Source organism: Corallococcus aberystwythensis, assembly GCF_003612165.1.
GTDB lineage: Bacteria > Myxococcota > Myxococcia > Myxococcales > Myxococcaceae > Corallococcus > Corallococcus aberystwythensis.
In genome coordinates this window covers 12,117-26,297 of the sequence record NZ_RAWK01000004.1, presented here as the reverse complement: position 1 = coordinate 26,297, position 14,181 = coordinate 12,117, and the positions used below count along the sequence as shown (strand labels likewise).

The following is a 14,181-nucleotide window of genomic DNA, read 5'->3' as shown; positions in this document are numbered from 1 at the left end:
GTGGGCACGCCCATCGCGGGCCGCACCCGGCCGGAGGTGGAGTGGCTCATGGGGTGCTTCCTCAACACCCTGCCCTTCCGCACGCGGTTGGAAGGCACGCCGTCGTTCGTGGAGCTGCTGGGCCGCGTGCGCACCCAGGCCCTGGAGTCCTATGCGCGGCAGGACGTGCCATTCGAGCGCGTCGTGGACACGCTCGAGCTGCCCCGCGACCTGAGCCGCACGCCCGTCTTCCAGGTCAGCCTCAACGTCGTCAACACGCCGGAGGCGCGGGCCACGCTGCCGTCCCTGGAGTTGAGCCCCGTGGAGGTGCCCACCGACACGGCCAAGTTCGACCTGGCGCTGGAGGTCTGGGAGAGCCGCACGGACCTCTCCTGCCGCCTAGAGTACGCCACTGCCCTCTTCGACGAGGCCACCGTCGCGCGAATGGCGGAGCACCTGGTGGAACTGGCAAGGGAGATCGTCGCGGCACCGGAAGCCGCGCTCGCGAAGCTGCCGCTGCTCTCCGCCGGGGAGCGTGAGCAGGTGCTGCGCGGTTGGAACGACACGCGCATGGAGTACCCGCGCGGCGCCACGCTTCATCAGCTCTTCGAGTCCCAGGTCGAACGCACGCCGGAAGCCATCGCGCTCCAGTTCGAGGACCAGCGCCTCACGTACGCGCAGCTCGAAGCGCGGGCCAACCAGCTCGCGCACCACCTGCGTGCGCACGGCGTGGGCCCGGAGACGCTGGTGGGCGTGTGTCTGGAACGCTCCCTGGAGATGGTCGTCGCCCTGTTGGGCGTCCTGAAGTCCGGCGCCGCCTATGTGCCGCTGGATCCGGCCATGCCCGCGGAACGGCTCGCGGGGATGATTGAGGACACCGCCGCACCCGTGCTCCTCATCCAGGAGCGCTTCCGCGCCGCGCTGCCTCCGCATGCCGCGCACGTCATCGCGCTGGACGCCCGGTGGGATGCCATCGCGCGCGAGTCCACCGCTCAGCCTCCGCCGCTGGCCGGTGAAGACGCGCTCGCCTACGTCATCTTCACCTCCGGCAGTACGGGCCGTCCCAAGGGCGCGATGAACGCTCACGCGGGCGTCGTCAACCGTCTGCGCTGGATGCAGGCGCGCTACGGCCTGACGTCCTCGGACACGGTGTTGCAGAAGACGCCGTTCAGCTTCGACGTGTCCGTGTGGGAGTTCTTCTGGCCCCTGATGACGGGCGCGCGGCTGGTGCTCGCGAGGCCCGGTGGGCACCAGGAGCCGGACTACCTGGCGGCGCTGATGGAGCGCGAGGGCGTGACGACCGCGCACTTCGTACCGTCCATGCTGCGCGCCTTCGTGGAGGAGCCCGGCCTGGAGTCCCTGACGCGCCTGCGCCAGGTGATGTGCAGCGGCGAGGCCCTGTCCGCGGACCTCGTGCTCCGAGCGCAAACCCGCCTGCCGCACACCACGCTGCACAACCTCTACGGCCCCACCGAGGCCGCCGTGGACGTGACGTCCTGGGAGTGCCCACGCGACGAGGCCGTGCTGCGCGTCGTCCCCATCGGACGCCCCGTGGCCAACACGGCGATGTACGTCCTGGATCGCCACGGGCAGCCGGTGCCCCTGGGCGTCCCGGGCGAGCTGTTCATCGGTGGCGTGCAGGTGGGCCGGGGCTACTGGCGCCGCCCTGCCCTCACGGCCGAGCGCTTCCTCCCGGACGCCTTCAGCGACACGCCGGACGCCCGCATGTACCGCACGGGCGACATCGCTCGATGGCTCACCGACGGCACGCTGGAGTACCTGGGCCGCGCGGACTTCCAGGTGAAGCTGCGCGGCTTCCGCATCGAACTCGGCGAAGTCGAGGCCGCGCTGCGCTCCCACCCGGACGTGCGGGAAACCGTGGCCGTGGTGCGCGAGGACGCCCCCGGTGCGCGGCGCCTCGTCGCCTACGTCGTCTCCGGCGTGGATCTGGATCCGGCGTCGCTGCGGGACCTGCTGCTGCGGCGGCTGCCGGAGTACATGGTGCCCTCCGCCTTCATCCCGCTGCCGGCACTGCCTCTGACCTCCAGCGGCAAGGTGGACCGCAAGGCCCTGCCCGCACCGGACATCCGGCGAGCCTCGAAGCGGGAGTACGTGGCGCCCCGCACGGAGCTGGAGCGGACGCTCGCGGCGGTCCTGGCGCAGGTGCTGCGCGTCGAACGCGTGGGGCTCGATGACAACTTCTTCGAGCTGGGCGGCGACTCCATCATCAGCCTCCAGGCCGTCGCGAGGGCACGGCAGGCCGGCGTGACGTTGTTGGTCCGCGACCTGTTCCAGCACCCGACGTTGGGAGCCCTGGCCTCCGTGGCCCGCGTCAGCGAGGTCCATCGCGCGGAACAGGGCCCCGTCGTAGGCGAGGTGCCGCTCACGCCCATCCAGCGCAACCTGCTGGAGCGCGACCCCACCCACGCACACCACTTCAACCAGGTGCTGCTGCTCCAGGCGCGTCAGCCGTTGATGGCGGCGCAGCTGGAGCAGGCGCTCCGGGCGCTGGCGGTCCACCACGACGCCCTGCGCATGCGCTTCGTGCGCGAGGACGGCGGAGCCTGGCGCCAGCAGGACGCCACGCCCGAGGAGGCCCGGGTCACCCTGCTCCAGGTGGACCTGTCCACACTGCCCGCCGGAATGCGCGCGGCGCGGCTGGAGGAGGAGGCCCAGCGCCTCCAGGCCTCGTTCGACCTGACCCAACCGCCGCTGCTGCGCGCCGCGCTCTTCCACTTCGGCGCCGGGCAGGAGCAGCGCCTGTTGTTGATCCTCCACCACCTGGTGGTGGACGCCGTATCCTGGCGCGTCCTCGTCGAGGACCTGGAGGCCACATACCTGCGGCTGCGCGCGGGCCAGCCTCCCGCGCTCCCCGCGAAGACGACCTCCTTCCTGGCCTGGGCCCGCAGGCTGGAAGCCCACGCCCTCTCCGACGCCCTGCATGCCCAGACGTCCCTCTGGCTCGACGAGGCCCGGCGGGACGTGGCCCCGCTGCCCACTGACGGCTCGGGACCCGGCACCGCGGACTCGCACCGCACCGTGTCCGTGCGCTTGGACGTGGAGGAGACACGGCTGCTGATCCAGGAGACGCCGGGAGCCTGGCGCGCGCGGATCAACGACGTGCTGTTGACCGCCCTGGCCCTGGCCCTGCGAGAATGGACGGGCCAGTCACGCCTGCTCATCGACCTGGAGGGCCACGGGCGCGAGGAGCTCTTCACGGACGCGGACGTATCGCGCACCGTGGGGTGGTTCACGTCGCTCACGCCCGCCCTCTTCCAGCTGCCGGAGGGCGGCTCCGCTGGGGACTCCCTGCGTGCGGTGCGTGACTCGCTGAACGCGTGGCCCGACCACGGCATCGGCTACGGCCTGCTGCGCTTCATGGGACCGGCGGAGATCCGCCAGAGGCTCGCGGCCCTGCCGTCCGCGCAGGTGGTCTTCAACTACCTGGGCCAGCTCGACGGTTCCACGGGTGCCAGCAGGCTCTTCGCCCTGGGCAGCGAGCCCACCGGCATGACCGTGGCGCCCCAGGCCCTCCGAGCCCACCTGCTGGCCGTCGACGGCTTCGTCGTGGACGGGCGGCTGCGGATGGACTTCGGCTTCAGCGACGCGTGGCACCACTCCGCCACCATCGAGTCCCTGGCCCAGGCCTTCACACGCGCGCTGCGCACCCTCATCACGCAGCGGCACTCCGACGACGCACGCCGCAGGACGCCCGGTGACTTCCCGCTGGCCCGGCTTGCACAGGCCCCGCTGGACGCGCTGCTCACCGCGCAGGGCCCCACGGTCGAGGACCTCTACCCGCTCTCTCCGGTGCAGCAAGGCATGCTCTTCCATGCCCTCCATGCTCCCGCCGGGGGCGCGTACTTCACGCAGAGCGCCTGGTCCATCCACTCGGCCGTGGACATCGCGTTGTTCCGCAAGACGTGGCAGGCAGTGGTGGACCGCAACCCCGTGCTGCGCACCGCCTTCGTCTGGGACGGACTGGACGCGCCGCTCCAGGCCGTCCACGCGCACGCCGCCCTGCCCTTTGAAGCGCACGACTGGCGCCACCTGTCCGGACCGGAGCAGCAGTCCGGGCTGGAGCGGTTGGAAGTGGAAGACCGCGCGCGGGGCTTCGACCTCGCGACGGCGCCGCTGATGCGAGTGACCGCGGTGCGGCTGGGGGAACAGCACTGGCGCTTCATCTGGAGCCACCACCACCTGCTGCTGGACGGCTGGAGCACTGGTCTGTTCTTCCAGGAGGTCTTCGCCCTCTACGACGCGTTCCGCACCGGCACCTCGCTGCCGCCCGCGTCGCGCGCTTCGTTCCGCGACTACATCGCGTGGCTGCGCAAGGCGGACCCCGCGAGCGACGAGGCCTTCTGGCGCGCGCAGCTCGCCGGCCTGTCCACCCCCACGCCACTGCCCGGAGAGCTTCCCCCGGTGGCGAGGACGTCCGGCGAGGGCCTGCCGTTGGAGACGCGGCTGGAGCTTTCGGAGGAGCGCACGGCGGAGCTGCAATCGTTCGCGCGCCAGCACCAGCTGACGCTCAACACGCTGGCGCAGGCGGCCTGGGCACTGGTGCTCGCGCGCCACGCGGACACGCGAGACGTGCTCTTCGGCACCACCCTCGCGGGCCGTCCCCCGGAGCTGCCGGGTTCGGAGGCCATGCTGGGGATGCTCATCACGACACTGCCAGTCCGCGTCGTGCTCCCCGAGGAAACCGCGCCCGTGCTGCCCTGGCTCCAGGCGCTCCAGGCGCAGCAACTGGGCATCCAGCAGCACCAGCACACGCCGCTCGTCAGTGCGCAGGGCTGGAGCGACATGCCGCGCGGCACGCCGCTCTTCCAGTCGCTGCTCGTCTTCGAGAACTACCCCCTCGACGAGGCCCTGCTGCGGCGCTCCACTGCGCTCGACGTGCGGGACCTGCGCATCGGCGAGTCCACGAACTACCCGCTGCTGGCCACGGTGATGCCGGCCTCAAGGCTCCTGCTCCACCTGACCCATGACGCCAACCGCTTCACAGCGGAAACGGTCCAGCGGCTCCTGGGTCAGTGGCGGCAGGCGCTGGAAGGACTGGCCCGGCCCGGCACGAAGCTGGCGGAAGTGTCCCTCCTCCCAGCCGACGACCGCGCGTGGCTGCTGCGCACCGGCCGTGGCGACACCGTGGACTTCGAGCGCGACGCCACGGTGCACGAGCACTTCGAACGGCAGGCCGCCGAAACGCCGGATGCGGACGCCGTGGTGTTCAACGAGACGACGCTCAGCTACCGGCAGCTCAACGCGAGGGCGAACCAGCTCGCGTGGCACCTGCGTTCGCTGGGCGTGGGGCCGGAGGTGACGGTGGTCCTGTGCCTGGAGCGCTCGGCGCAGAGCGTCATCGCGCTGCTGGCGGTGCTCAAGGCCGGAGGCGCCTTCGTGCCGCTGGACCCGTCCGCGCCCGCGGCGCGCAAGTCGTTCGTCCTCAAGGATTGCGGCGCGTCGGTGCTCGTGACGACGCGGGCCCAGCAAGACGCGTGGAACCCGGAAGTGCCCCACCTGGTGCGGCTGGACGACGCTGAACGGGTCCGACTGTCGGACCAGTTGGCGGACCAGCCTCTGGCGCCGGCGACTGCCCAACCAGTCCGACTGTCGGACCCGTTGGCGGACCAGCCTCTGGCGCCGACGACTGCTGAACTGGTCCGACTGTCGGACCAGTTGGCGGACAACCCGCCCCCGGCGGCGACCTCGGGCAACCTGGCCTACGTCATCTACACGTCGGGCTCCACCGGCACGCCCAAGGGCGTGATGGTCCAGCACCGGTCGGTCCTCAACTTGCATCAGGCGATGACGCGGAGCATCTACGAGGACCTGCCGCGTGCTCAGCGCATCACCGTCAACGCGCCGCTGTACTTCGACGCGTCCATCGAACAGGTGATCCAGCTGCTGGACGGTCACTGCCTGTGCATCGTCCCAGAGGACGTGCGCCTGGAGCCGGAGGCCCTGCTCGGATGGCTGGAGCGCCAGCGCATCGACGTGCTGGACTGCACGCCGTCGCAGCTCAAGCTCCTGCTGTCCGCGGGAATGCTGGAGCGCGCTCACGTCCCCGCCCGGCTCTCCATCGGCGGCGAGGCAATGGACGAGGTGACCTGGCGGCAGCTCGCCGCGACGAAGCGGACGCGCGCGTACAACGGCTACGGCCCCACGGAGGTCACCGTGGACGCGACGACCTGTGCCGTCCAGGACGCCCCCCAGCCGCTGCCCGTCATCGGCCGGCCGGTGGCCAACCTGAGCGCCTACGTGCTCGACGCGCGGCTGCGTCTGGCCCCCATCGGAACGCCGGGCGAGCTGTGCCTCTCCGGCGAAAGCACCGCGCGCGGCTACCTGGGCCAGCCCGCGCTCACCGCCGAGCGCTTCCTGCCGGATCCCTTCAGCACGGAGCCCGGAGCGCGCCTCTACCGCACGGGCGACAAGGCCCGCTGGCGCGAGGACGGCACGCTGGACTTCATGGGCCGCCTGGACTTCCAGGTGAAGCTGCGCGGCAACCGCATCGAGCTGGGTGAAATCGAAGCCACGCTGCGCGCGCACGTGGGCATCCGGGACGCGGTGGTGCAGGTGCACGGCGACCGGCTCGTGGCCTACGTCGCGCCCCAGGTGGACACGTCGCCCCTGCGCGAGCACCTGCGCCGGCACCTGCCGGAGTACATGGTGCCCGCCGCGTTCATCGCGCTGGATGCCCTGCCCCTGACGCCCAACGGCAAGGTGGACCGCAAGGCGCTGCCCACGCCGGACGCAGCGCCAGTCACCGAGCGCGTCATCGAGCCGCCCGCGACGCCCACCGAGTCGGTGCTGGCCACGCTCTGGTCCGAAGTGCTGCGAGTCCCCGCCGTGGGACGCCACGACGGCTTCTTCGAGCTGGGTGGGCACTCGCTGCTGGCCACGCAGCTGGTGTCGCGAGTGCGCACGCACTTCGGCGTGGAGCTGCCCCTGCGGGCCCTGCTGGAAGGGCCCACCGTCGCCGCGTTGGCTGAACGCATCGACGCGCTCCGGAAGCCGGAGTCCGAGGCCCCCACCTCCGCCCTGCCCGCGCTGGTCCGCGCGGAGCGGCCGGAAGTCCTGCCCCTCTCGTTCGCGCAGCACCGGCTGTGGTTCATCGACCAGTTGGAGCCAGGCAGCCCGCTCTACAACATGCCGCTGCCGCTGAGCCTTACCGGCGACCTGGACGTGGACGCGCTCCGCTCGAGCCTGGACGCGCTGATGGTGCGGCATGAATCCCTGCGGACGACGTTCCGCATGGAGGCCGGCAAGCCTGTGCAGGACATCCACGCCGAGGGCCATGTCCCGCTGGAGTTCGTGGACCTGACGGCCCTGGGCAGCCGCGCCGCGAGGCAGGCTGAAGCCCAGCGCCTGGGCCACGCGGAAACACTCCGTCCGTTCGACCTGACGCGAGGGCCGGTCATTCGCGCCCTGCTGATGAAGCTGGACGCTCGCGAGCACGTGCTCGTGCTGCACCTGCATCACATCGTTTCCGATGGTTGGTCGTTGGGCATCCTCGTGCGGGAGCTCACGGCCCTCTACGAGGCCCGGCGCGCGGGCCGTACCGCCGCCCTGCCAGAGCTGCCGGTGCAGTACGCGGACTACGCTGTCTGGCAGCGAGGCTGGCTCCAGGGCGGCGTGCTCCAGGCGCAGGTGGAGTGGTGGAAGCACCAGCTGTCCGGAGCGCCCTTCGTGCTGGACGTGCCCACGGACCGTCCGAGGACCGCGACCTCCACGCAGCGTGGCGGCTGGGTCCGGGTGACCCTTCCGCGAGTCCTGAGCGAGCGCTTGGAGGCATTGGCGCAAGCCGAAGGCGCCACGCCGTTCATGGCGCTCCTGGCGGCGTTCCAGGCGGTGCTGTCGCGGGTGTCCGGACAGGACGACGTGTTGGTGGGCTCGCCCATCGCCAACCGCCGGCACGCGGAGACGGAGGGCCTCATCGGCTTCTTCGTGAACATGCTGGTGCTGCGCGGCCGCTTCGGCGCGCGGACGACGTTCCGTGAACTGCTGGCCCAGGTGCGCACCACCACACTGGGCGCCTACGAGCACCAGGACCTCCCCTTCGAGCACTTGGTGGAAGCGCTCCAGCCCGAGCGCGACCTGGGCCGCACGCCGCTGTTCCAGGCGATGTTCGCGCTCCAGAACGCTCCGGTGCCAGAGCTGGCGGTCCCCGGACTCACGGTTGCGCCGGTCCACTTCGAAGGCAGCACCCCGTCCCAGTTCGAGCTGGCCCTGGACCTGAACCGGACCCGCGATGGCTACGAGGGCCGCTTCCACTACGCGGCGGACCTGTTCGACGCGAGCACCATCGAGCGGTTCATCGCGCACCTGCGCCGGCTGCTGGAAACCGTGTGCGACGCGCCGGACCTGCCGCTGGCGGACGTGTCGCTCGTCTCGCCAGAGGAGCTGATCCGGCTGGTGCGCATGGGCAGCGGTGAGCTGGTGGACTTCGAGCGCGACGCCACGCTGCACGGCCTCATCGAGCGTCAGGTGGCGCGCACACCGGACGCCCCGGCCGTGGTCTTCGAAAAGACGACGCTGACGTACCGGCAGCTGGACACCCGGGCCAACCAGCTCGCATGGCGGCTGCGGTCCATGGGCGTGGGGCCCGAGGTACGGGTAGCCCTGTGCCTGGAGCGTTCGGTGGAGGCGATGGTCGCGCTGCTGGCGGTGCTCAAGGCCGGCGGCGCCTTCGTCCCGCTGGATCCGGGAGCCCCGCCCGCGCGCAAGGACTTCGTGCTGCGCGACAGCGCCGCGGCCGTGCTCATCACAACGGAAGCCGCATGCGGGGGCTGGAGCCCCTCCGGAGTCCAAGAGGTGTGGCTGGACGTGGAGCAGGCGGGCCTGGGCGCCCTCTCCCATGAACCCCTGCCCGCGCTCACAGGCCCGGAGCACCTGGCGTACGTGCTGTACACGTCCGGCTCCACGGGCACGCCCAAGGGCGTGATGGTGCAACACCGCTCCGTGCTCAACATGCACCGGGCCATGGGCCGCACGTTCTACGCGGGCCAGCCCCGTGGCCAGCGCGTCACCGTCAACGCGCCGCTGTACTTCGACGCGGTGGTGGAGCGCGTGGTGCAGCTCATCGACGGCCACTGCCTGCACATCGTCCCGGACGCGCTGCGCCTGGACCCGGACGCGCTGCTCGCGTGGCTGGAGCAGCACCGCATCGACTCGTTCGATTGCACGCCCGCGCAGCTCAAGCCGCTGCTGACGGCGGGGATGCTGGAGCGGGCCTGGGTACCGCCAGTCATCCTCATGGGGGGTGACGCGCTGGACGCGGAGGCGTGGCGGAAGCTGGCCGCGACAGACCGCACGCGTGCCTTCAACGGCTACGGCCCCACGGAGTGCACCGTCGGCACCACGGGCGCGCCCATCCAGGGGAGCCTCCGGACGGAGCCCATCATCGGCCGGCCCCTGGCGAACCTGAACGCGTACGTGCTCGATGCACGGCAGCGCCTGGTGCCCATCGGTACGCCGGGCGAACTGTGCTTCTCAGGCGAAAGCATCACGCGCGGCTACCTGGGCCGGCCGGCCCTGACGGCTGAGCGCTTCATGCCGGATCCGTTCAGCGCGGAGCCGGGAGCACGCCTCTACCGCACCGGCGACAAGGGCCGCTGGAGGCCGGACGGCACGCTGGAGTTCATGGGCCGCCTGGACTTCCAGGTGAAGCTGCGCGGCTACCGCATCGAGCTGGGCGAAATCGAAGCCACGCTGCGCTCGCACGCCGGAGTCCGCGACGCGGTGGCACTGGTGCGCGAGGACGCCCCGGGCGACGCGAGGCTCGTGGCCTACGTGGTGACGGACGGCGAAACGGACGCGCTGCGTGAGCACCTGCGCAGGCACCTGCCGGAGTACATGGTGCCGTCGGCCTTCGTCACCCTGCCCGCCCTGCCGCTGACACCCAACGGCAAGCTGGACCGCAAGGCCCTGCCTTCACCGGAGGCGCAGTTGCGCGCGGCGCGCTCGTACGAGGCCCCGGCGACGCCCGCGGAGGTGGCCCTGGCCTCGCTGTGGGAGGAGCTGCTGAACGTCCCTGTCGTGGGCCGCAACGACCACTTCTTCGAGCTGGGCGGCCACTCGCTGCTGGCCACGCAGCTGGTCTCCCGCATCCGCGCCCGCTTCGGCGTGGACGTGGGAGTCCGGGCGCTGTTCGAGTCCCCCACCCTGGCGGCGCTCGCCCAGCGGCTGCCGGATGCACCGGAAGCCAACGCCCTGCCGCCGCTGCGTCCAGCGACAGGCCCCGGCCCTCACCCGCTGTCATTCGCCCAGCAGCGGCTGTGGTTCATCGACCAGCTCGACCCGGGCAGCGCGCTCTACAACATGCCCACCGCGTTGCGCCTCTCTGGCGCGGTGGACGTGCCCGCGCTGCAACAGGCCTTCGACACCCTGGTGCAGCGCCATGAAGCGCTGCGCACCACCTTCGAGGCGCACGACGGAGAACCCCGCCAGCACGTACACCCCGCCCCCACCGGAGCCCTGTCGGTGGTGGACCTGACGGGGCTCCCCGATGACGCTCGGGAAGCGGAGGCCGTGCGGCTGGCGACCGAGGACGCGCTGAAGCCCTTCGACCTCGCCGAGGGTCCGCTCGCGCGCCTCACGCTCTTGAAGCTGGGTGCGCAGGAGCACGTGCTGCTCCTGTGCCTGCACCACGCCATCGGCGATGGCTGGTCCATGAGCATCCTGGTGCGCGAAGTCACCGCGCTCTACGAAGCCTTCCGGCAGGGACAGCCCTCGCCGTTGGCCCCGTTGCCGGTGCAGTACCCGGACTTCGCCGTCTGGCAGCGTGGCTGGCTCCAGGGAGAGGTGCTGGACGCGCAGCTCGGCTGGTGGACGCAGCAGCTGGCCGGAGCCCCACACGCCCTGGCGCTGCCCACGGACAAGCCGCGTCCTCCCCAGCGGTCCGCCAGGGGCGCGACGTTCCCGGTGCGCCTGTCGCGGACCTTGAGTGAGGCAGTCGAGGCACTGGCTCAGCGCGAAGGAGCCACGCCCTTCATGCTGTTGCTCGCGGCCTTCCAGACGCTGCTGCACCGGTACTCCGGTCAGGAGGATCTGCTGGTGGGCACGTCCATCGCGGGCCGGCGCCACGCGGAGACCGAAGGGCTCATCGGCTTCTTCGTGAACACGTTGGTGCTGCGTGCGCGGTTCGATGGCCGCCCGTCGTTCCGCAAGCTGCTCGCGCAGGTGCGCACCACCACGCTGGGCGCGTACGAACACCAGGACCTCCCCTTCGAGCGGCTGGTGGAAGCCGTGCAGCCCATGCGCGACCTGTCGCGCACGCCACTCATCCAGGCCCTCTTCGCGCTCCAGAACGTGCCGGACGCGGAGGTGCGCCTGCCGGAGCTGACGCTGCGCCCGGTGGAGGTGGACCTGCCCACGACGAAGTTCGATCTGGAGCTGACGCTTGGCCGCACGGAGCGCGGCTTCGAGGGTGTCCTCTCCTACGCCACCGACCTCTTCGAGCCCGCCACCGCGCGCCGCTTGTCAGAACACCTTGTCCAACTGCTGGAGGGCGCGGTCGCGAAGCCGGACGCCGCGCTGGACACCCTGCCCCTGCTGACGGCGGAGGAGCGCCAGTGGGTGCTGGAGGAGTGGAGCGGCGAGACGGCCCCTTTCGAGGCCGACGTACCCTTCCACACGCGCTTCGAGCAGCAGGTGACGCGCACGCCCAAGGCCCCCGCCGTGGTGATGGGCGACACGACGGTGTCGTTCCACCAGCTCAACGTGCGCGCGAACCAGCTGGCGCACTACCTGCGCTCGCTGGGGGTAGGCCCGGATGTGCCGGTGGCCTTCTGCCTGGAGCGCTCGCCGGAGGCCATCGTCGCCATCCTGGGCATCCTCAAGGCGGGCGGCGCCTACGTCCCGTTGGATCCATCCGCCCCCGAAACGCGACGGGCCTTCATCCTGGAGAACAGCGGCGCGGCCGTGCTGCTGACCACGCAAGCGCAGGTGGAGGCGTGGCAGCCGGCGGTGCGGCACGTGGTGCGGCTGGACGCGGATGCGCGGCGCATCGAAGCGTCCTCGCCGGGCAACCCGCGCTCGGGCGTGAGGCCGGAGCACCTGGCGTACGTCATCTACACCTCGGGCTCCACGGGCATGCCCAAGGGCGTGATGATCCAGCACCGCTCGCTGGCACACCTGCGGCGTTCGCTGACGGAGGCCTGCTACACGCAAGCGCCCAAGGTGATGCGGGTGAGCCTCAACGGGCCCTTCTACTTCGACGCATCGGTGACGCAGCTGTTGTTGATGGGAGACGGCCACTGCCTGTGCATCGTCCCGGAGGCCGTGAGGCAGGATCCGGAGGCGATGCTCGCGTGGCTGGAGCAGCGACGCATCGACGCGCTGGACTGCACGCCGTCGCTGTTCAAGCTGCTGCTGGAGGCGGGCTTCCTGGAACAGCCCCACGTGCCATCCATCTGCTTCATCGGCGGTGAGGCGATGGACGAGGTGACGTGGCGAGTGCTCGCGGCGACGGAACGCACGCGCGCGTACAACGCCTACGGCCCCACCGAGGGCACCGTGGCGGCGACCACCGGGTGCATCCAGGGCACGACGCAGCCGGCGCCGGTCATCGGCCGGCCCATGCTCAACGTCGGCGTGTACGTCCTCGACGCGAACCTGAACCCTGTGTCCGTGGGCGTCCCCGGCGAGCTGTTCATCTCGGGCGAAGGCCTGGCGCGCGGCTACCGCAACCGGGCGGACCTCACGGCGGAGCGCTTCATCCCCCACCCGTTCAGCACGGAGCCCGGGGCTCGGATGTACCGCACGGGCGACCGGGTCCGCTGGAAGCAGGACGGCACGCTCGACTTCATGGGGCGCGTGGACTTCCAGGTGAAGCTGCGCGGCTACCGCATCGAGTTGGGAGAAATCGAAGCCGCGCTGCGCACGCACCCCGGCATCCGGGACGCGACGGTGCGGGTGCGCGAGGACGTGCCGGGCGTGCAGCGCCTGGTCGCGTACGTGGCGCCGGAGGTGGACACTGCTCCGCTCCGAAGCCACCTCCAGCGCTCGCTGCCGGAGTACATGGTGCCGGCGGCCTACGTCGCGCTGCCCGTGCTCCCGCTGACGCCCAACGGCAAGGTGGACCGCGCGGCGCTACCCGAGCCCGTGGACGGCCCCGCGAGCAGCGAGGCTCTCATGGGCCCCAGGGACGAGCGTGAAGCAATGCTCGCGCGCCTCTGGGCCGAAGCCCTGGGCGTGTCCGCGGTGGACGTACGCACCAGCTTCTTCGAGCTGGGTGGGCACTCGCTGCTGGCGGTGCGCCTGATGGCGGCGGTGAACCGGGAGACGGGCCAGAAGCTCCCGCTGTCGGCGCTCTTCCAGGCTCCCAGCGTGGAGCGGTTCGCGATGCTGCTGAGCGAAGTCGCCACGGAGGAGCCGAAGCCCTTCACGCCGCTGGTGCCCTTCACGAAGGAAGGCACAGACAGCGCGCCGCCGTTCTTCTGCGTGCACCCGGTGGGCGGCAACGTGCTGGCCTACGCGGAACTCGCGCGGAGGCTGGGACCGGATCAACCCTTCTACGGCCTCCAGGCCCGAGGCCTGGACGGAGAGAAGGAACCGCTGGACACGGTAGAGGCCCTGGCCGCCAGCTACGTGCGCGTGGTGCGAGACGTCCAACCCCACGGCCCGTATCACCTGGGCGGTTGGTCCCTGGGCGGCGTCATCGCCTACGAGATGGCGCACCAGCTTCGCGAGGCGGGTGAAGCAGTGGAGCTGGTGGCGATGATCGACTCCTACGTGCCGGAGACGGTGCCGGACTCAGAGCCGAACCTGGACCGCACGCTGGCGGTAGGCCTGTTCGCACAGGACCTGATGGGCGTATCCCTGACGGACCTGGACGTGGACACGGCGGAGCTGGCGACGCTGGAGCCCGAAGCAGCGCTCGCGAAGGTGCTGGAGGCCGCGGCCCGCGCAGGCGCACTGCCTCCCGGCGTGGATGCCACGGCCCTCTTCCAGGTCTTCGAGGCGAACCTCGAAGCGGCCCGGCGCTACCACCCGCCCGCGATGGACCAGCGCGTCCTGCGCATCCAGGCGGAGGCAAATGCCGGCGACACGGGGACGAATGGCGGCGGCTGGGCCGCGCTCGTGGGAGACCGGCTGGAGTCACACCGCCTGCCGGGCACCCACCACACGCTGCTGCGCGAGCCCACCGTGCAGCCGGTGGCGGACCTGCTGGCGAAGGCGCTCCGCGACGCAGGCAAGGCGTAA

At 71.2% G+C, this 14,181-nt stretch carries 1 protein-coding gene (cut by a window edge); it reads left to right on the top strand.

Annotated elements, in window-relative coordinates:
• Positions 1-14,181: the 3' portion of a non-ribosomal peptide synthase/polyketide synthase gene (locus D7W81_RS01295; protein ID WP_120553468.1), read on the top strand. 19,611 nt of this gene lie to the left of the window's left edge; the window shows 14,181 of its 33,792 coding nt (coding positions 19,612-33,792); its start codon lies beyond the left edge, outside the window; the stop codon is at positions 14,179-14,181.